Annotated in this window: 13 protein-coding genes; 8 read left to right on the top strand and 5 right to left on the bottom strand. The window is 74.8% G+C overall.

Annotated features, from left to right (window positions below):
* The coding region (locus MNY60_RS14985; protein WP_242360973.1) for a DUF6496 domain-containing protein at positions 1-436 on the bottom strand (436 nt) is incomplete at its 3' end.
* A 92-nt stretch (positions 437-528) separates the two neighbouring features.
* Here MNY60_RS14985 and MNY60_RS14980 point away from each other — a divergent pair.
* From MNY60_RS14980 to MNY60_RS14955, 6 genes are all read left to right on the top strand, one after another.
* Complete coding sequence (locus MNY60_RS14980; protein ID WP_242360972.1) at positions 529-1,305, top strand: ATP-binding cassette domain-containing protein; 777 nt, start codon at positions 529-531, stop codon at positions 1,303-1,305.
* Positions 1,305-2,795 carry a glycine betaine ABC transporter substrate-binding protein gene (locus MNY60_RS14975; RefSeq protein WP_242360971.1) on the top strand — a complete coding sequence of 497 codons (1,491 nt, stop codon included), beginning with the start codon at positions 1,305-1,307 and terminating at the stop codon, positions 2,793-2,795. Before MNY60_RS14980 ends, MNY60_RS14975 begins: the two co-directional genes overlap by 1 nt.
* Positions 2,796-2,938: 143 nt before the next feature.
* Positions 2,939-3,367 (top strand): bacteriohemerythrin, encoded by a 429-nt coding sequence (locus MNY60_RS14970; RefSeq protein ID WP_242360969.1) that lies wholly within the window; start codon positions 2,939-2,941, stop codon positions 3,365-3,367.
* A 172-nt stretch (positions 3,368-3,539) separates the two neighbouring features.
* Positions 3,540-5,162 (top strand): fumarate hydratase, encoded by a 1,623-nt coding sequence (locus MNY60_RS14965; protein ID WP_242360968.1) that lies wholly within the window; start codon positions 3,540-3,542, stop codon positions 5,160-5,162.
* Positions 5,163-5,311: 149 nt separating this feature from the next.
* Positions 5,312-6,271, top strand: a complete 960-nt coding sequence (locus tag MNY60_RS14960; protein ID WP_242360966.1) for an aldo/keto reductase — start codon at positions 5,312-5,314, stop codon at positions 6,269-6,271.
* Between the two features lie 343 nt (positions 6,272-6,614).
* Positions 6,615-11,849, top strand: a complete 5,235-nt coding sequence (locus MNY60_RS14955; protein ID WP_242360964.1) for a CxxxxCH/CxxCH domain-containing protein — start codon at positions 6,615-6,617, stop codon at positions 11,847-11,849.
* A gap of 131 nt (positions 11,850-11,980) precedes the next feature.
* Here MNY60_RS14955 and MNY60_RS14950 read toward each other — a convergent pair whose 3' ends face one another.
* Positions 11,981-12,253: a LysR family transcriptional regulator gene (locus MNY60_RS14950; protein ID WP_242339348.1), complete on the bottom strand. Its 273-nt coding sequence runs from the start codon at positions 12,251-12,253 to the stop codon at positions 11,981-11,983.
* Positions 12,254-12,420: 167 nt separating this feature from the next.
* Here MNY60_RS14950 and map point away from each other — a divergent pair, with 167 nt between their 5' ends.
* The gene (gene map / locus MNY60_RS14945) at positions 12,421-13,170 is read left to right on the top strand and encodes a type I methionyl aminopeptidase (protein WP_242339346.1); all 750 of its coding nucleotides are present in this window, start codon (positions 12,421-12,423) and stop codon (positions 13,168-13,170) included.
* Between the two features lie 62 nt (positions 13,171-13,232).
* On the opposite strand, the gene MNY60_RS14940 is transcribed toward map, so the two are convergent.
* The 3 genes from MNY60_RS14940 to MNY60_RS14930 all read right to left on the bottom strand — a co-directional run bounded on the left by MNY60_RS14940 (position 13,233) and on the right by MNY60_RS14930 (position 17,116).
* A complete protein-coding gene (locus MNY60_RS14940) occupies positions 13,233-14,120 on the bottom strand; it encodes a universal stress protein (protein WP_242360962.1) in 888 nt (295 codons plus the stop codon).
* Between the two features lie 147 nt (positions 14,121-14,267).
* Positions 14,268-15,152 carry a formate dehydrogenase accessory sulfurtransferase FdhD gene (gene fdhD, locus MNY60_RS14935; RefSeq protein WP_242339342.1) on the bottom strand — a complete coding sequence of 295 codons (885 nt, stop codon included), beginning with the start codon at positions 15,150-15,152 and terminating at the stop codon, positions 14,268-14,270.
* On the bottom strand, positions 15,137-17,116 hold the full coding sequence (locus tag MNY60_RS14930; RefSeq protein WP_242360960.1) for a Cache 3/Cache 2 fusion domain-containing protein: 1,980 nt from the start codon (positions 17,114-17,116) through the stop codon (positions 15,137-15,139). Before MNY60_RS14930 ends, fdhD begins: the two co-directional genes overlap by 16 nt.
* Before the next feature lie 183 nt (positions 17,117-17,299).
* Here MNY60_RS14930 and MNY60_RS14925 point away from each other — a divergent pair, with 183 nt between their 5' ends.
* Complete coding sequence (locus MNY60_RS14925; protein ID WP_242360958.1) at positions 17,300-19,291, top strand: sigma-54-dependent Fis family transcriptional regulator; 1,992 nt, start codon at positions 17,300-17,302, stop codon at positions 19,289-19,291.
* The last annotated feature ends 102 nt before the right edge of the window (positions 19,292-19,393 follow it).

The raw sequence follows: 19,393 nt of genomic DNA, 5'->3' as shown, positions 1-19,393 counted from the left end.
CGCGGCGGCGGCTGGCGGCGCTCTTGCGCCTCGCGCCCGCGCCGCGGCGGCGGGCCGCGCGCTTCGCCTGCGCGGACAGCGACCGCTTCGACGCGGCCGCGCGCCCCTCGCGCTTCAGCGCGCCCTTCGCGGCGGCGCTCCTCCGGCGCGAGGGCGCGCGCGGCTTGCGCTTGCCCTGTCCCACCTCGGCGTCACGCTGCGCGGAGCGCCGCGTGCGCGCGCTCGTCGTGCCCTTCTTCGGCGGCGCCAGGGGCACGCCCGCCCGCCGGGCCTTCGAGAGCCCGATCGCGATCGCCTGCTTCGACGAGCGGGCCCCATGCTTCCCCTCGCGGATGTGCTCCATCTCCTCGCGGACGAACTCGCCCGCCGCCGTGGAGGGCCGCTTCCCGGCCCGGAGGTCCGCCTTCGCCTTCCGTGTGGTGCTCTTCGTGGGCATCCCGTCCCCCTTCGCCCCCTACGATGCGTACGCCCCGACGACCCGGCAGAGCCCTGGAAGCGGGCGCGGCCGCGGTTAGCGGGGACGGCAGGATGCGCGCGGCTCAATCGACCGAGGGTGCACCGGCCATCGAGCTCCGCGAGGTCGTCAAGCGGTACGGCGCGGAGGGGCTCGGGCCGGTCTCTCTCGCGGTGCCCGCGGCCCGCACCGTGGCCCTCATCGGCCCGAGCGGCGCGGGGAAGTCCACGCTCCTCCGCCTCGTGCTCGGCCTCGTCGCGCCCGATCGGGGCGAGGTGCGCCTCCGCGGCGCGCCGCTGCGCCCCGAGGACCACGCCGCCCGCCGCCGCCTCGGGTACGTGGTGCAGGGCGGCGGGCTCTTCCCGCACCTCACCGCCGGCGGGAACGCGGCGCTCGTCGCGCGCCACCTCCGCTGGCCGGAGGCGCGCGTCGCGGCGCGCCTCGGCGAGCTCGCCGCCCTGACGCGCTTCCCGGCGGAGGCGCTCGCGCGCTTCCCGCACGAGCTCTCGGGCGGCCAGGCCCAGCGCGTGAGCCTCATGCGGGCGCTCTTCCTCGAGCCGGAGGTCCTCCTCCTCGACGAGCCGCTCGGCGCGCTCGATCCGATCACGCGCGCCGACCTCCAGGCCGACCTGCGCGAGATCTTCGCCTCGCTGGGGAAGACCGTGCTGCTCGTCACGCACGACCTCGCCGAGGCCGTCTTCTTCGCGCACGAGCTCGTGCTGCTCCGCGACGGCCGGGTCCTCCAGCGCGGATCCCTCGACGCGCTCGTGCGCACCCCGGCGGATCCGTTCGTCGCGCGGTTCGTCCACGCGCAGCGCGCGCTCGGGCTGCCCGCGGGGACCGCGCCGTGATGGGGGCTGCGCTCGCGGGGGCGCTCGCGCTCGCCGCCACCGGCGGCTCGCTGACGGTCGGGTCGAAGCAGTTCGGCGAGTCCCTCGTGCTGGGCGAGCTGGCCGTGGAGCTCGCCCGGGACGTGGGCGTCCCGGCGGAGCACCGCGCGGCGCTCGGCGGCACGCGCGTCGTCTGGGAGGCGCTCGTCCGTGGGGACGTCGACCTCTACCCCGAGTACACCGGGACCGTCGCGCGCGAGCTCCTCGGCGGCGCGGTGCCGGCCGGCGATCCCGCCGCGCTCGGGGCGGCGCTCGCCGCCCGCGGCGTCGGCATGACCCGCTCGCTCGGGTTCGAGGACACGTACGCGCTGGGGATGCGGCGCGCGCGCGCCGCCGAGCTCGGGATCTCCCGCGTGTCGGACCTCGCGCGCTCGCCGCGGCTGCGGCTCGGCTTCACGAACGAGTTCATGGACCGCGGGGACGGCTGGCCGGCGCTGCGCGCGCGCTACCGGCTGCCGCAGCGCGACGTGCGGGGGCTCGAGCACGAGGTCGCGTACACGGCGCTCGCGGCCGGCGAGATCGACGTGACGGACCTGTACTCGACCGACCCCGAGATCCGCCGCCACGACCTGGTGGTGCTCGAGGACGATCTCCACGCCTTCCCGCCCTACGACGCCGTGTACCTCTACCGCCTCGACCTCGAGCGGCGCGCGCCCGCGGCGCTCGAGGCGATCCGGCGGCTCGAGGGCCGGATCGACGCGGCCGCCATGATCGCGCTGAACGCGCGCGCCGAGCTCGACGGCGTCGCGCCCGCCCGCGTCGCGAGCGAGTTCCTGCGCGCCACGCTCGGCGTCGCCGCCGCGCCGGAGGAGGAGGGCCGGACGGCCCGCGTGCTCCGCCGGACGCGCGAGCACGTGGCCCTCGTGGCGGTGGCGCTCCTCGCCGCCATCGCGCTCGCGGTCCCGCTCGGCGTCGTGGCGGCGCGCCGGCCGGGCGTGGGCCGCGTCGTGCTCGCCGCGGTGGGCGTCGTCCAGACCGTGCCCTCGCTCGCGCTGCTGGTGATGATGATCCCGCTCCTCGGCATCGGCGCCCGGCCGGCGGTCGCGGCCCTCTTCCTGTACGGCCTCTTGCCCATCGTGCGGAACACGCACGCCGGGCTGACGGGGATCCCGCTCGAGCTGCGCGAGTCGGCGGCGGCGCTCGGGCTCCCTCCGGGCGCGCGCCTCCGCCTGGTCGAGCTGCCGCTCGCCACCCCCGCGATCCTGGCGGGCGTGAAGACGTCGGCGGTGATCGCCGTGGGCACCGCCACGCTCGGCGCGCTCGTCGGGGCCGGCGGCTACGGACAGCCGATCCTCACCGGCGTGCGGCTCGCCTCGGTGCCCCTCATCCTGGAGGGCGCCATCCCCGCCGCCCTGCTCGCGCTCGCCGCGCAGGCGCTGTTCGATCTCGCGGAGCGCTGGCTCGTGCCTCGCGGCCTGCGCCGGGCGCGCGCCGCGGGCGCCATCCGCTGAGCCCGCTCGAGGGGCCGGTGGGCCGCCCCTCCCGGAGCGCGCGAGCGTGCGACCGCCCGGGCGGGGAGGAGCAGTACCCTCTCGCGGAGCAGGGGAGCGCCGGTTATATCGCCGGCGGCGCTCACCTCGAGGAACCTCCGCGAATGCCCTACGTCGACCCGAGCCAGCTTCCCGACCTGCCGCTCCCCTTCATGAACCGCGACCACGCCGAGGAGTTCCGGCTCCTCGAGGACCTCGGCCTGGCGCTCGCGGCGCACGGGGACGGGAAGGGTGCGGTCGAGAGCATCCTCGAGCGGCTCGCGGTCCTCGCGGTGCACACGCGGGAGCACTTCCTCCACGAGGAGGCCGTGATGCGGGAGACCGGCTTCCCCGCGTACCTGCCGCACAAGAGCGAGCACGACCGCGTGCTCGCGGAGATGGACGCCGAGGCGTCCGCGTACCGCCGGAGCGGCGACACGGCGCGGCTGCGCCGGTACCTGCTCGAGGTGGTCCCGCGCTGGTTCGTCTCGCACACCGGCTCGATGGACGTGGTGACCGCCGGCTACGTGGCGGCGCGGGCCCGGTCCCTCTGATACGAGGCCCGCCGGCGACGCGTCATCGTGACGCGCCGGCACGATTTCTGGACCCGAGCCGTCCGCTTGCGCGGCGCGCGTGCGGGCTCGCCGCCGTCGACACGCGCGGCCGACCTGTGGTTCTCTTTTGCGCCCAGGCACTTACGCCGCAGCCCAAGGAGAAGGAAAGGCGATGGCGACCCCAGCTTTCCAATACCAGGATCCGTTCCCGCTCTCGAAGGACGAGACGAAGTACCGCCTCCTCACGCGCGACGGCGTGTCGGTGGCGAGCTTCGACGGCAAGGAGGTCCTCAAGGTCGAGCCGTCCACGCTCGAGCGGCTCGCCCGCGAGGCGATCCGCGAGGTCTCGTTCTTCCTGCGGCCCTCGCACAACGAGCAGGTCGCGAAGATCCTCGGGGACCCCGAGGCCTCGCAGAACGACAAGGGCGTGGCCCTCGCGTTCCTCCGCAACGCCGAGATCGCCGCGCGCGGCGAGCTGCCCATCTGCCAGGACACCGGCACCGCGACGATCGTCGCGAAGAAGGGCCAGCAGGTCTGGACCGGCGCGAAGGACGAGGAGTGGCTCTCGAAGGGCGTCTACGCCACGTACACCACCGAGAACCTGCGCTACTCCCAGACGTCCGCGCTCGACATGTACAAGGAGGTCAACACGGGCACGAACCTGCCCGCGCAGATCGACCTCTACGCGACCGACGGCGCCGAGTACAAGTTCCTCTTCGTCACCAAGGGCGGCGGCTCGGCCAACAAGACCCAGCTCTGGCAGGAGACGAAGGCGCTCCTCACGCCCGAGAAGCTCGAGAAGTTCCTCGTCGACAAGATGCGCCACCTCGGCACGGCGGCCTGCCCGCCGTACCACATCGCGGTGGTCGTCGGCGGCACCTCCGCCGATCAGTGCCTCAAGACGGTGAAGCTCGCGTCGACGCGCTACTACGACGGGCTGCCGACGAAGGGCAACGAGCACGGCGTGGCGTTCCGCGACACCGAGCTCGAGGCGAAGCTGCTCGAGGCGGCGAACGGGCTCGGCATCGGCGCGCAGTTCGGCGGCAAGTACTTCGCCCACGACGTCCGCGTCGTGCGCCTGCCGCGCCACGGCGCGTCCTGCCCGGTGGCGATGGCCGTCTCCTGCTCCGCCGACCGGAACGTGAAGGCCAAGATCAACAAGGAGGGCGTCTGGATCGAGGAGCTCGATCACGCCCCGGAGCGGCTGATCCCGCTCGAGTACAAGAAGGGCAAGCACGAGCACGGCGTGAAGGTCGACCTGAACCGCCCGATGAAGGAGATCCTGGGCGAGCTGACGAAGCACCCGGTCTCGACGCCGCTCCTCCTCACCGGCACGCTCGTCGTCGCGCGCGACATCGCGCACGCGAAGTTCAAGGAGCTCATCGATCAGGGCAAGGGCGTGCCCGAGTACCTGAAGAACCACCCCGTCTACTACGCCGGCCCGGCGAAGACCCCGCCGGGCAAGCCGTCCGGCTCGTTCGGCCCGACGACGGCGGGGCGCATGGACTCGTACGTCGACCTGCTGCAGTCGCACGGCGCGTCGATGGTGATGATCGCGAAGGGCAACCGCAGCCAGCAGGTCACCGACGCCTGCAAGAAGCACGGCGGGTTCTACCTCGGCTCCATCGGCGGCCCCGCCGCGGTGCTCGCCGAGGAGAACATCAAGAAGGTCGAGTGCATCGACTTCCCCGAGCTGGGCATGGAGGCGGTCTGGAAGATCCAGGTCGAGAACTTCCCGGCCTTCATCCTCGTGGACGACAAGGGGAACGACTTCTTCAAGAAGCTCGGCTGCTGACCTGCTGATCCCGCGGCGGGCGGGCCGGAGCGCTCCGGCCCGCGCCGCCTGCCGGGCTGCCCGCTCCAGGCGCGCGCTCCACCCGGGCGCGTGACAGCCGCGGCCCGGCTCCGTCATCAACATGCGCGGACCCTCTTGCGGGAGCGCGCATGAAGACCCGTCGCCTCGGCAGCTCGGACCTCGACGTCACGGTGCTCGGCTTCGGGGCCTGGGCGGTGGGCGGCGGCCAGTGGGAGTTCGCCTGGGGGCCCCAGGACGACGCCGCCTCCATCGCCGCCATCCGCCGCGCGCTCGACCGCGGCGTGAACTGGATCGACACCGCGGCGGTGTACGGCCTCGGCCACTCCGAGGAGGTCGTCGCGCGCGCGCTCGAGGGCGTGGCGCGCCGGCCGTACGTCTTCACGAAGTGCTCGATGGTATGGGACGAGCGCGGGAAGATCGGCCGCTCGCTGCGCGCCGACTCCGTCCGGCGCGAGTGCGAGGCGAGCCTGCGGCGCCTCCGCGTGGACGCGATCGACCTCTACCAGATCCACTGGCCGGTCCAGGATCCGGCGGAGATGGACGAGGGCTGGTCCACCCTCGCGGCGCTGAAGCAGGAGGGGAAGGTCCGCTTCGTCGGCGTCTCGAACTACGACTGCGAGCAGCTCCGCCGCGCCTGCGACGTTGCGCCGGTCACGTCGGTCCAGCCGCGCTACTCGCTCCTCCACCGCGACGTCGAGCAGGATCTCCTGCCCTATTGCCGCGAGGACGGCATCGGCGTCATCGCCTACTCGCCGATGGGCGCGGGCCTCCTCACCGGGAAGATGACGCGCGCCCGCGTCGAGGCGTTCCCGGAGGACGACTGGCGCCGGCGCAACCCCGACTTCCAGGAACCGCGGCTCTCGCGCAACCTCGCGCTGCAGGGCCTGCTCGGCCGGATCGGCGCGAGACACGGCACCACCGCCGCGGCCGCGGCGGTCGCGTGGACGCTGCTGCACCCCGCCGTCACCGGCGCGATCGTCGGCGCCCGCAGCGCGGAGCAGGTGGACGGCTTCGTCGCGGCCGCGGACCTCGCGCTCACGAACGAGGACGTGGGCGAGATCGAGCGCTTCCTGCTCGAGAACCCGTAGCGCCGCCCACCCCGGCCCGCAGGACGGTGGCCGTCAAGGCGACCTCGACCTCGTCCTCGCGGAAAACACGATTCGTGAATCCCGCCTCCAGGCGCCCTCGGAGACTGCTCGACCCCGGGAGCGCGCTGGCGCGCACACCCGGGCACCGCGAGGCGTGTTGATCCACAGCAAGCAAGAGTGAGGGGCATGCGCGAGGCGCGCGCGCATACCGTCGTGCGCGCCGTGAAGCGCAATGCCGGAGGGGGAAGCCCCCATCCGTCCGGCACGTCGCTTGATCGCAGTCACCTGAGATCTTGCGACAGCACCTAAGTTCCGGATCCTACGAGTAGGGGAGGGTTCCGTCATGCAGTCCGGACTGGGTTCGTTGGCGCCGCCGCGCCTACCTGCGCTGCTGCTGTGCGTCGCCGCGATCTCGGCCGGTCCGCTCGCCTGCGGTAACGAGCGGAACGTCCACGGTGATCCCGACCCCGCGACCTGCTCGCGCTGCCACGGCAGCGCCGACAACGCGGCGCCTCCGCTGTCGGTCACGGGCGGTCGCGACGCCAGCGACCCCGTCGTGGGCGCGCACCAGGTCCACGTGCGCGGCGGCCCGCTGCACGCTCCGATCGCGTGCTCCGCGTGCCACGTCGTCCCGCAGACGGTCGACGCGCCCGGCCACATCGACAACGGCCGGGAGAAGGTGACCTTCGGCGCGGTCGCGGTCATGGGCGGCGCGTCACCCCGCTGGACCCGCGAGACCGCGACCTGCAGCGGCACCTACTGCCACGGCGGGACGATGGGCGGCGGCGCTCACGTGGCGCCCGTCTGGAACCGCGGCGCCTCCGAGGCTGCCTGCGGGGCGTGCCACGGGCTCCCTCCGCCGCCACCCCACGTGCAGAACCCCGACTGCGGGCGCTGCCACCTCGGCTACACCGCCTCGTCCGTGGTCGCCGCCACGCACGTGGACGGCAAGGTCGACGTGAAGGCGCTCGAGTGCAACACGTGCCACGGCTCGGCGACCAGCGCGGCTCCCCCCATCGGGACCGCCGGCGAGACCGCCACGACGAGCCTCGCGGTCGGCGCGCACCAGGCGCACCTGCGGGACGGCGCGGTCCGCGCGCGCCTCGGCTGCACGGACTGCCACGTCGTTCCCACCGCGGCGCTCCACGCCAACGGCGTCGCAGAGCTGACCTGGGGCGCGCTCGCGACCGCGGACGGCGCGAGCCCGTCGTTCAGCCCCGCGACCGCGACGTGCGCCGCGACCTACTGCCACGGCGCGACGCTGTCCTTCGGCGGCGGCCAGCTCACCGCGCCCGTGTGGACCCGGGTCGGCGAGGGGCAGGCCTCGTGTGGCGCGTGCCACGCCGCGCCTCCGCCGCTGCCGCACCCGCAGCGGACCGACTGCGGCCGCTGCCACCCCGGCACGTTGACCGCCGACGGCTCGGCCATCGACGTCGCCGGCGGCAAGCACATCGACGGGCACCTCGACCTCGCGCCGCTCACCTGCACGATGTGCCACGGCACGGACGGCGTGAACGCCGCGCCTCCCGCGGGCACGCACGGGGAGACCGCCACCTCCGAGCTCGCCGTCGGCGCGCACCAGAAGCACGTGCGCGACGGAAGCATTCGCAAGGCCGTGGGCTGCGCCGAGTGCCACGTCGAGCCGACCGTGCCGCTGCACTCGAACGGCGCCGTGGACCTCGCCTGGGGCGCGCTCGCCGCGAAGGGAACCGCCCCGGAGTGGACCCGCGCCAGCGGGACCTGCAGCTCGACCTACTGCCACGGCGCGACGCTCGCGCTCGGGGGCGGCACGGCGAAGGCGCCGGTCTGGACGGCCGTGTCCGACGGCCCGACCGCGTGCAACGCCTGCCACGGCGCGCCGCCTCCGTTGCCGCACCCGCAGGCCACCGACTGCGCGCGCTGCCATCCGGGGACCGTGCTCGCGACGGGCGGCATCGACGTCGCCGGCGGCCAGCACATCGACGGCATCGTGCAGGTGGAGGGCCGCGGAAGCTGCACGGCGTGCCACGGCAGGCAGGGCGTCAACCCGGCGCCGCCGTTCGGCACGCGCGGCGAGACGCTGACGACGCAGCGGCCGGTCGGCGCGCACCAGAAGCACGTGGTGGACGGCGCGATCCGCAAGGCGTTCGCGTGCAGCGACTGCCACGCGCTCGTGACGGATCTCGGAACCGAGCACGCGAACGGCACCGTCTCGATGCCGTTCACGGGCCTGGCCTCGCGAGGCACGACGCCGGCCTGGAACGGCGCGACCTGCAGCTCGACCTATTGCCACGGCGCGACGCTCGGGGCGGGCGGGAATGCCACGGTGCCGACGTGGACCGTCGTGTCCACGAGCCCGACCCCCTGCGGCTCGTGCCACGGCGCGCCGCCGAGCGGCAGTCACCCGCAGAGCGCGGACTGCGCGGCGTGTCATCCGGACACGGTGAACCCGGACGGCACCATCAAGGTGGCCGGCGGGCGGCACATCGACGGCGCGGTCCAGGTTTCGGGCGGGTGCAGCCTGTGCCACGGTTCGGATGCGAACCCGGCGCCGCCGGTGGGCACGAAGGGCGAGACGGCCACCACCTCGCGCGCCGTCGGCGCGCACCAGGCGCACGTGCGCGAGGGCGCGCTCTTCCAGGCGATGACCTGCGACGCGTGCCACCAGTTCTCCGACGCGACGCACCGGAACGGCACGGCCGACCTCACCTGGGGAACGCTGGCCTCGAAGAACGGTGCGGTCCCGCGCTTCGACGCGACGACCCTCACGTGCACGAACTACTGCCACGGCCAGACGCTCGCCGCGGGCGGCAAGAACACCGTCCCGACCTGGACGAAGGTAGACGGGACGCAGGCGGCGTGCGGCACCTGCCACGGGGCGCCGCCGAGCGGCAATCACCCGCAGAGCGCGGACTGCGCGGCGTGTCATCCGGACACGGTGAACCCGGACGGCACGATCAACGTGGCCGGCGGGCGGCACATCGACGGCGCGATCCAGGTTTCGGGCGGGTGCAGCCTGTGCCACGGCTCGGACGCGAACCCGGCGCCGCCGGTGGGCACGAAGGGCGAGACGGCCACCACGGCACGGGCCGTGGGCGCGCACCAGGCGCACGTGCGTGAGGGCGCGCTCTTCCAGGCGATGACCTGCGACGCCTGCCACCAGTTCTCCGACGCGACGCACCGGAACGGCACGGCCGACCTGACCTGGGGGACGCTGGCCTCGAAGAACGGTGCGGTCCCGCGCTTCGACGCGACGACCCTCACGTGCACGAACTACTGCCACGGCCAGACGCTCGCCGCAGACGGCAAGAACACGACCCCGACCTGGACGAAGGTGGACGGGACGCAGGCTGCCTGCGGCACCTGCCACGGCGCTCCGCCTGCCGGCAATCACCCGCAGAGCGCGGACTGCGCGGCCTGCCACCCGGACACGGTGAACCCGGACGGCACGATCAAGGTGGCCGGCGGGCGGCACATCGACGGCGCGGTGCAGGTGTCGGGCGGGTGCAGCCTGTGCCACGGCTCGGACGCGAACCCGGCGCCGCCGGTGGGCACGAAGGGCGAGACGGCCACCACGTCGCGCGCCGTCGGCGCGCACCAGGCGCACGTGCGCGAGGGCGCGCTCTTCCAGGCGATGACCTGCGACGCGTGCCACCAGTTCTCCGACGCGACGCACCGGAACGGCACGGCCGACCTCACCTGGGGGACGCTGGCCTCGAAGAACGGCGCGGTCCCGCGCTTCGACGCGACGACGCTCACGTGCACGAACTACTGCCACGGCCAGACGCTCGCCGCAGACGGCAAGAACACGACCCCGACCTGGACGAAGGTGGACGGGACGCAGGCCGCGTGCGGCACCTGCCACGGGAGCCCGCCGACCACGAACCACCCCGACAACCCGCTCTGCAACTCCTGCCACCCGCTCACCGTCGCGATCGACGGCACGATCGACGTGGCCGGCGGCCGCCACATCGACGGAAACGTCGACGTGGCCGGCATGACGTGCAGCTCCTGCCACGGCTCGACGGACAACCCCGCGCCGCCGATCGGCACCCACCTCGAGACGGCGACCACCGCCCGCGCGGTCGGCGCGCACCAGGCGCACGTGCGGGACGGCACGCTGCGCAAGGCGCTGAGGTGCAGCGACTGCCACGTCGTGCCCACCGAGACGATCCACTCGAACGGCACGGTCGACCTCGCGTGGGGCCCGCTCGCCACGGCGGGCGAGGCGATCGCGGGCTTCGACCCGAGCGCCCTCACGTGCACGAACTACTGCCACGGCCAGACGCTCGCCGCGGGCGGCAAGAACACGACCCCGATCTGGACGAGGGTCGACGGCACGCAGGCTGCCTGCGGCACCTGCCACGGTGCGCCGCCGCCCGCGCCGCACCCGACCTCCTCCCCCACCGGATGCGCAGGCTGTCACCCCGACACCGTGAAGCCCGACGGCTCGATCGACGTCGAGGGCGGACATCACATCGACGGCAAGCTCGACGCGACGGGCAAGTGCGGCGCCTGCCACGGGGTCCCGCCCGCCAACGGCGCCCACCTCGCCCACGCGGCGTTCCCGACGCCGGACGTGCCCCAGTACGGCGATCTCCGCATCCTGGAGGCCTACGCGCCGGGCGGCGCCTCGAGCTACCAGTTCGGCTGCGGCAACTGCCACCCGCTCGACGCGGCGAAGCACATGGACCTGAAGGTCGAGGTGGAGCTCACGCCGGCGGGCGCGGCGACGGGCTCCCTGCGCGCGCGGAACGCGCCGGACGCCGTGTACGACGCGGCCACCGGCCGGTGCAGCGGCGTCTACTGCCACTCGTCGGGCCAGGCGCTCCCCGCGTACGCGACGGCGCCGGCCTGGACCTCCGGCGCGGCGCTCGGATGCGACGGCTGCCACGGTAACCCGCCGAGCTACGCCTCCGGCGGCGCCGGCGCCCTCGACGCGAACGCCCACATCGGCCTCACCGAGCAGGGGCGCGAGTTCGGCCACTACGTCGGTCTCGGCGGCCCGGCGCACGCGAGCAAGCACGGCAGCGCCGTGGCCGGCGAGGCGGCGGCGCCCGTCACCTGCCAGACCTGCCACTACGCGACGACCGATCCCACGGCGACGGGGCCCTCTCGCTTCTACTGGCTCGACACGACCGGGAGCTACGTGCTCCCGGGCGGCGATCCCGCCCGGCTCGCGGATCCGCGCTGGAAGGCGACGCAGTGCGGGACCTGCCACGTCGCCGGGGGCGCCCCGGTCGCGCGGGGCAAGGTGCTGCCGCTCACGCACGTGAACGGCCGGCGCGACGTCGTGTTCGACCCGCGCACCGCGCTCCCGCCGCTCGCCGGCCTGCCGGCGGCGCCGAACACGCCGACGCGCCCGTACTGGGTCTCGCCCTCGCGGTTCTGCGAGGCCGTCCCGGCCGGCGCGGTCCTCGACGGCACGACGCTCTCCATCGAGCTGTCGGGCGCCGCGTACGACCCGGCGACGAAGCGCTGCTCCGGGGTGGCCTGCCACCTCGGCGACGCGCCGGTGTGGGGCCGGCAGTACCTCGTGAGCCCCGCGTCGGGGACCGCGAGCTGCTGCCGCTGCCACTCGACGCGCTGCGGCCCGTGACGTCGGGCGTTCCGCCGCGCCGGAGCGCCCGGCGCGGCGGGGACGCGCCTGCCCCAGCGGCGCCGTTGCGCGCCTCGGGGCGGGCTTCCGTCGACCCCGACCTCGACCTCGACCCGGTCGGCTCTGCGGCCTCAACGCCCGCCAGTGCCCGCGCCCTTCGTGCGCTCGATGGCCATGTCGACTTCCGCGAGGATCCGCCGAGCGTGGGACAGAAGGACCTCTCCGGCGGGAAGGAGCTTCATCCCGCGCGGCGTCCGCTCGAAGAGGCGTGTTCCGAGCTCATCCTCGAGCGCGAGGATGTGTCGCGAAAGGGGGGGCTGCGTGAGGTGAAGCTTCCGGGCAGCGCGACCGACGTGGCCCTCTTCCGCGACCGCGACGAAGGACTGGATGTACGTGAGGCTCACGAGCGGAACGGTACCTGAAGGTCGGCCTGCGTGTCAGGTCGCCGAGGCCACGGGCCGGTCCTCGAGAGGAGCTCGTGTCCATAAGCGGATTTTCGAGCCCGCTGCAGCGGACCCGATACCGAGACAGCATTGGATCGCCGCTGCAGCTTGCTGGCAGCCTTGCCAGCATGGGAATCCCGCTTCTGGGCGAACGAGAAGTCGAACGGATGAGGCGCGCCGGGAACGCCGCTGCGGCGACGCTGGCGCACGTGGGCGAGCGACTCGCCGCGGGAGTTGCCACCGCGGACATCGACGTCTGGGTGCGCGAGGACACGGCACGTCGGGGAGGCAAGCCGAGCCAGCTCGGCTTCCACGGCTTCCCCGCGGCGGTCTGCACGAGCCGGAACGAGGTCGTCTGTCACGGCATCCCGCGCACCGACGAGCGGCTGCATCCTGGCGACATCGTGAACGTGGACGTGACCACGCTCCTGGATGGCTTTCACGGGGACACCTCGGCGACGTTCTGCATCGGCGAGGTCTCCGCAGAGGCGCGGCACATCGTCGAGGTCGCCCGCCGCTGCCGGGATGCGGGAGTGGCGGTCGTGCGGCATGGCGTCCGGCTCGGGGACGTCGGCGCCGCCATCGAAGAGCTCGCGCGAGCAGAAGGCTGCAGCGTGGTGCGCGAATACGGCGGTCACGGCATCGGCAAGATGATGCACGGTCCGCCGCTCGTGATGCACGTCGGCGCGAGGGGACAGGGCGTGAAGCTGAAGGCAGGGATGGCCATCACCATCGAGCCGATGGTGAACCTCGGCCGAGCAGAGGTGAAGCTGCTGGCCGACGGATGGACCGCCGTCACCGCGGATGGAAGTCTCTCGGCGCAGTTCGAGCACACGATCGTCGTGACTCGCGACGGCTGCGAGGTGATGACCGGATGAGCGCCGCGAGCTCCTGCGGCCGGGCGCGAATCGAATTGCCGGTGGACGGTTTCTCGGCGTCCTCACGCGCGCGGCGGCACGACCGCGACCGGCACCGCCGCCGTCGCGGCGAGCTCGCGGGCCAGGCTCGGGGTCGCGAGCCGGTCGAGCGCGACGCGGCGTGACGCGCCGACGACGAGCAGTGGCGCCTCCCGCGCCTCGACGATCGCGTCGGCGCGATCGAGCACGTCGCCCTGCTCGACCACGGCCTCGTCCACGTGGAGCTGCAGGCGCTCGATCCACGCCGCGCACGCGACCTCGGCGGCGCGCTTCTGCTCGCGCGCGATCTCGTCGACCGACGCGCCCGCGAGGAACGGCAGCTCGAGGTACGGCACCACGTGGAGCAGGACGAGGCGGCGCCCGGTCTGCGCGGCGAACCGCCCGGCGAACCGGCAGGCCTCGGTGGACGACTCGTCGAGGCGCGTCAGCGCGACGATGGGGCCGCCCCCGATGTCGGCGGTCTCGAGGTCCGGCGGGACGACGACGACGGGGGCGGGGAGCCGCCGCAGGAGGCGACGCGCCACCCGACCGAGCCGCACGAGCGCGGCCTCCGAACGGCCGGCGATGCGGCCGACGAGCAGGGCGTCGGCGTCGTGGCGCGCGAGCGCCTCGATGAGCCCGTCGTCGGCGCCCATCCCCTCCAGGATCTCGAGCTCCTGGACGCGCTCGCCGGCCCCCTCGCGCTCGAGCGTGCGCCGGCCCGACTCCCGCGCCGCCGCGATCAGCTCGTCGAGGTGGTGGTACTTGAGCGCCGCGCGGAGGTGCTCCGGCTCGAGCACGTGGACCGCGATGAACCGCTCGTCGCTCTTCGGGACCGTCTTCGTGAGCCAGGTCGCGAAGTGCAGCGCGCCGTGGCTCCGCGGACGAAGGTCCAGGCCGATGATCCACCTCATGGCGCCCCCCCGGCGCACGCGCCGGCTCCTCCGCCGGTCCCGAGCGGCGCCCCCATTGTCGCGGACCGGCCCGATCGCGTCGATGCCCAGACCGGAGCGTGCGATCCGGGGCCGTGCGAAGCTCCGGGAGCGGGCGGTCGCCCGCGCGTGGCCCTCGCGGGAGCGCTACAGCCCGGAGAGCCGCTCCGCGCCCGCGTACACGTTCATGCGTCCGGGGCGGACGAAGCCGGCGAGCGTGAGCCCGGCCGCCCGGGCGAGCTCGATCGCGAGCGACGTCGGCGCCGACACGGTGGCGACGATGGGGACCCGCGCGCGCGCCGCCTTCTGCACGATCTCCATGCCCGCCCGGCTGCTCACGGTGAGGAGCGCGGGCGCGGCGATCTGCGCGCCCGCGGCCGCCTCGGCGCGGGCGAGCAGGAGCGCGCCGATCACCTTGTCGACGGCGTTGTGACGGCCGACGTCCTCGTTCGCGGCGACGAGCGCGCCGTCGCGCGTCCAGAGCGCGGCGACGTGGGTTCCGCCGGTCTCCTCGAACACCGGCTGGTGCTCGCGGAGCGCCGCGATCTTCTCCCCGACGAGGGCCACCGGGACGGGCGCGATGGGGTCCGGCGGCACGAGCCCCGCCACGAGATCCTCGACGGCGCGCCTCCCGCAGACGCCGCAGGCGGAGCTCGAGGCGAAGCTGCGCCGGGTCCCGTCGAGCCGCTCCCAGTCGATGCGGGCGCCCGACGCCGGGGCGAGCTCGATCGCGCTGCCGTACGCCTCGTCCCCGGGCCGGCCGCAGTGGTAGACGGCGCTGAAGTCGCTCGCGGAGGCGATGATCCCCTCCGCGAACAGGAAGCCGAGCGCGAGGCGGTGGTCGTCGCCCGGGGTGCGCATCAGCACCCCGACCGTCTCCCCGGCGATGCGCACCTCGAGCGGCTCCTCGAGCGCGACGAGATCCGACGCGGCGCCGTCTCCCGGCCGGACGAGCGAGGTGCCCGCGATGCGCCCCTCGACGCGCGCCGCTCGAGCCGGGCCCGGCGCCCTGTCCTTCAGCGGACGAGGCACGGCCGGCACTCCGGGCCCGCGCCGCTCTCGCCGCTCCCCGGGCCGTCCGCGGCGCGCCTCACCGCGGTCTGATCGGTCACGACCTCGAGCGCGCCCACCACGCGCCCCGCGCCGTCCCGGAGCGGGACCGCGGAGTAGAGGATCTCGAGGTCGAGGCCCTCGGGGTGCGCGTCCGTCTCGCTGCTCACCTCGCGGTCCTCCGCCATCGCGCGGGCGCAGGCGCAGCGCGCCGTGCGGCAGTCGCCCTTGCGGTAGCTGTCGTAGCACTTCGTCCCGATGAGCTCCTGCTGCGTGCGCCCGAGGAGGCTCGCGCCGGTCTGGTTCATGTACCGGATGTCGAACTCGGGACCCACGATCATGGCCGGCGCGGGCATGGCGTCGAGGTGCCCGACGAGGGTGGTGAGCGTGGCGTTCACGCCCTCGACGACCCTGCGGTAGTCGCCGTGGTGGCGCGCCGGATCGGCGCGCGCGTCGAGCCGGCCCTCCACGGCGGCGTCGGCCAGCCGCCGCATCTCCTCGACGAGCCGGCGCAGCTCGGACTGCGCCGACTGGAAGCTCCGGGTGAGCTCGTCGCGCTCGGAGCGCGGCACGAGCGGGGTCGAGAGGTCGCCCTTCGCGAGCGCGTCCGCGCCGCGGGCGACCTCCTGCAGGTAGCGGATCGTCCCGCGGAACGCCTCGGCGAGCCGCCCGACCTCGTCGCCCGAGCGGTAGGTGACCGCCTGCTGGACGTCGCCCTCCGCGATGCGCTCGGCCGCGACCGCCATGGCCTCGAGCGGAGCGGCGAGCCGCCCCGCCGACTTGCGCGCCGCCCAGACGGTCGCGAGGAGCAGCAGCAGCGCGACGCCGCCGACCGTGACGACCGAGGTCTCGAGCGAGGAGCGGACCTGGAGCAGCGGCGCGATGGCCTCGTCCCGGTCCATCTCCGCGACGATCACCCAGTCCCACGGCTCGAAGTAGGCGACCGCCGCGACCCGCTCGCGGGCCCCCGCGCCCTCCGGCCGGGAGAACGACACGCGCACCGTCTCGCCGTTCGCGGCCATGGCGGCGCGCACGAGCCGCTGGACGTACGGCTCTCCGCCCGCGTCCCGCGCGTCCCAGGCGTCCTCGCCGTCGGCGTGCCCGGGCGGCGGGATGAGGTAGCGGCCGCGCTGGTTCCCGCTCGCGCCGAGCGCGTAGATCGCGCCCGTCTCGCCGATGCGGGAGGCGGCGACGCCGGCGCGGATGCCCTCGAGGGAGTCCTGGCGGAGGCCGATGAACAGCATCCCCGCGACGCGGCCGCTCGCGTCGCGGATCGGCTCGTAGCCCGAGAGGTACCAGCGATCGAGCACCCGCGCGCGTCCCCGGTACGTGTCGCCGCGGAGCACCGTCGAGACGACGGGGTTCGCCTTGCCGTCGGGATCGACGGCGGGGATGTAGGTGCCGATCGCGCGGTGGCCGCTCCCGTCCGGCACCGTGGTCGCGACGCGGAGCATGTCGCCCCGCTCGTTCATCCGCTGGAACAGCGTGGCCTCGGCGCCGACGAGCTCGCGCACGCGGTCCACGAGCAGGCTCGGGTGGGCGGGCTCGGCGTTCTGCCCCGCCCAGACGCCGCCGAGCAGGAGCTTCGGCAGCACCGCCTCCTCGACGCTGCGGTCGAGCTGGTTGACCGCGGTCCAGCGCACCGTCTCGGAGGAGAAGGAGAGGGGGCCGAGGCGCTCCATCTGATCGCGGGCGACGCGCAGGCTGCGGGGCACCTGCAGCCAGAGCTCGCGATGGGCGGACTCGCACAGCGTGCGCAGGTCGCGGGCGGCGCGCGTGAGGCCCTCCTCGGCGAGGCGGCCCATGCTCAGCTCGACGTCTCCGGCGATGCGGCTGCGCTGCGCGGCGAACACGACGAGGAACGCGGCGACGAGCAGCGCGGTGGGGAGCAGGGCGACGACCAGGATCTTGCGGCGCAGGTCGAGGCCCGTCGTTCGCTTGTGCAACACGTCTCCTCCGGTGAGGGCTCGGAGAGCCCGCGCCTGCGAGAATCGCGCCGCCACGGCGGCGGTCCGGGCAGGCGTAAGGCTGCACTTTCGTGAGCCGCGCGTCCGCGAAACCTGTAAGTAAGGGGGGATATACCGCGAAGCGCGCCATCTCGCGAGGCGCGCCGCCGTCGGTGCGCCCTGATGCTCGTGCTCCCGGATGAAACAGACCGCTCGTCACTCCGGCGGCGCCTCGACCGTGCGTGGGAGCGCTTCCTGCGAGACGGGGGGCTGGAGGGGGTCCGGCCCGAGATCGCACGCTCGTGGACGCGCTCCCGCGATCTCTACGCCGTGCACCCGGCGTTGCGGCGCGCGCCGCTCGACGCGAGCGGCGAGGTCCTGCGTCGCCGCGGCGAGGACGAGACCTTCGAGCTCGCGCGCCCGGTGCTCGCCCGGTTCGCGGCGCAGCTCGGGGAGGCGGGCCACGCCCTCGTGCTCCTCGACGCGGAGGGCGCGGTCCTGTCCGTGGGCGGAGATCCGCAGACCGTCGCGCGCCTCGCCGAGCTGAACCTCTGCCCGGGCGCGAGCTGGCGCGAGGAGGCGGCCGGCACGAACGCGGCCGGCACCGCGCTCGCCGAGCGGCGCGCCGTGGAGGTCTTCGCGTCCGAGCACTTCGTGGAGGCGTGGCACCCCTGGGCGAGCGCCGCGGCGCCGATCCTCGCGCCCGGCTCCGCCGAGATCGCGGCGATCGTGCAGGTGACGGGGCCGTGGGACGCCCGGGAGCGGCACGGGCTCGTCGTCGCCTCGGCGGTCGCGGCGGCCATCGAGGAGCGGCTCCGCGCGCGCCAGGAGGTGCGCGAGGAGCTCGTGCGCCACGCGCTGCGCGCGGCCCGGAGCACGGGCGAGGCGGTGGTCGCGGTCGACGCGCGCGGGCGCGTGATCGCGGAGAACGACGCCGCGCGCCGGCGGTTCCCGCTCGACGACGGCGAGCTCCCGCGCGCGGTGCGGGAGCGGCTCCTCGCGGCGCTGCGCGCGGGCGAGGCCTCCCGGGACGAGGAGCTCACGCTGGAGTGGCCGGGCGCGGGGGACGAGCGCCGGCGCGCCGTCGGCTCCGTGGTGGCGCACGAGCGGCGCGCGGTGGGCGCGATCCTGCGCCTCCCCGCGCCGGCGGCGCCGCGCGCGGCGCGAGGGGCGGCCCGCCAGCGGCTCACCACGCGCTACGGGCTCGAGGCGATCCTCGGCGAGTCGCTGCGGCTGCGCGCGGCGCTCCAGCTCGCCGAGGTCGCGGCGCGGAACGATCTCCCCGTGGTGCTGCACGGCGAGTCCGGGACGGGGAAGGAGCTCTTCGCGCACGGCATCCACGCCGGCGGCGCCCGCGCCGGCGCGCCGTTCGTGGTGCTGAACTGCGGCGCCATCCCCGCCGCGCTCGTCGAGGCGGAGCTCTTCGGCTACGAGCCCGGGACGTTCACCGGCGCCCAGCGGGAGGGCAAGGCGGGGAAGTTCGAGGAGGCGGACGGCGGGACGCTCTTCCTCGACGAGGTCAGCGAGCTCCCGCTCCAGGCGCAGACGGCGCTCCTGCGCGTCGTCCAGGAGTCCGAGGTGGTCCGGCTGGGCGGGAGCGCTCCCCGCCGCGTGGACGTGCGGGTGGTGGCCGCGACCAACCGGCGCCTGTACGACCAGGTGGAGGCCGGCCGGTTCCGCCAGGACCTCTACTTCCGCCTCAACGTGCTCCACGTGGACATCCCGCCCCTGCGCGAGCGGAGCGAGGACGTGCCGCTCCTCGCCCGCGCGTTCCTGCGCGAGGCCGAGGAGCGGATGGGCCGCGACGGGCTCGAGCTGTCGGAGGCCTCGAAGGCGCTGCTCCTCGCCCACCCGTGGCCGGGGAACGTCCGGGAGCTCAAGAACGTGATCATGCGCGCGGCCGCGGTCGTCGCGGGAGCTCGCATCGAGCCCGCCGACCTGCGGCTGGCGCCGGTGCGCGGCCTCCCGGCGCCGGTCCGCGCCGAGCTGGCGCCTGCGCCCGTCGTGGAGCGCCCGCCCGCGCCGCCGGCCCGCGAGGGCGAGGGACCGGAGCGCGACGAGCTCGTCGCCGCGCTCGACGCGTGCGGCTGGAACATCGCGCGCACCGCGACGTCGCTCGGCGTCTCGCGGATGACGCTCTACCGGCGCCTGCGGAAGTTCGGCATCACGCGCTAAACGACGTTCTAACGGGGGCTGCGCCCCCGCCCCCCCCCGGGGCGCGCGGCGGGGGGCCCCCCCCCCCCCCCCCGGGCCCGCGGGCGCGCCCGGCGCGGGCGG

The organism is Anaeromyxobacter sp. SG17, from assembly GCF_022690695.1.
Taxonomy (GTDB): Bacteria; Myxococcota; Myxococcia; order Myxococcales; family Anaeromyxobacteraceae; genus Anaeromyxobacter; species Anaeromyxobacter soli.
This window is presented reverse-complemented; position numbering and strand designations above follow the sequence as displayed.

What these genes read in the sequence shown, in the direction of transcription:
- MNY60_RS14980 (WP_242360972.1), top strand. Translation starts at nt 529, where the DNA reads ATGCGCGCGGCTCAATCGACCGAGGGTGCACCGGCCATCGAGCTCCGC.
- MNY60_RS14975 (WP_242360971.1), top strand. Translation starts at nt 1,305, where the DNA reads ATGGGGGCTGCGCTCGCGGGGGCGCTCGCGCTCGCCGCCACCGGCGGC.
- MNY60_RS14970 (WP_242360969.1), top strand. Translation starts at nt 2,939, where the DNA reads ATGCCCTACGTCGACCCGAGCCAGCTTCCCGACCTGCCGCTCCCCTTC.
- MNY60_RS14965 (WP_242360968.1), top strand. Translation starts at nt 3,540, where the DNA reads ATGGCGACCCCAGCTTTCCAATACCAGGATCCGTTCCCGCTCTCGAAG.
- MNY60_RS14960 (WP_242360966.1), top strand. Translation starts at nt 5,312, where the DNA reads ATGAAGACCCGTCGCCTCGGCAGCTCGGACCTCGACGTCACGGTGCTC.
- MNY60_RS14955 (WP_242360964.1), top strand. Translation starts at nt 6,615, where the DNA reads ATGCAGTCCGGACTGGGTTCGTTGGCGCCGCCGCGCCTACCTGCGCTG.
- map (WP_242339346.1), top strand. Translation starts at nt 12,421, where the DNA reads ATGGGAATCCCGCTTCTGGGCGAACGAGAAGTCGAACGGATGAGGCGC.
- MNY60_RS14925 (WP_242360958.1), top strand. Translation starts at nt 17,300, where the DNA reads ATGCTCGTGCTCCCGGATGAAACAGACCGCTCGTCACTCCGGCGGCGC.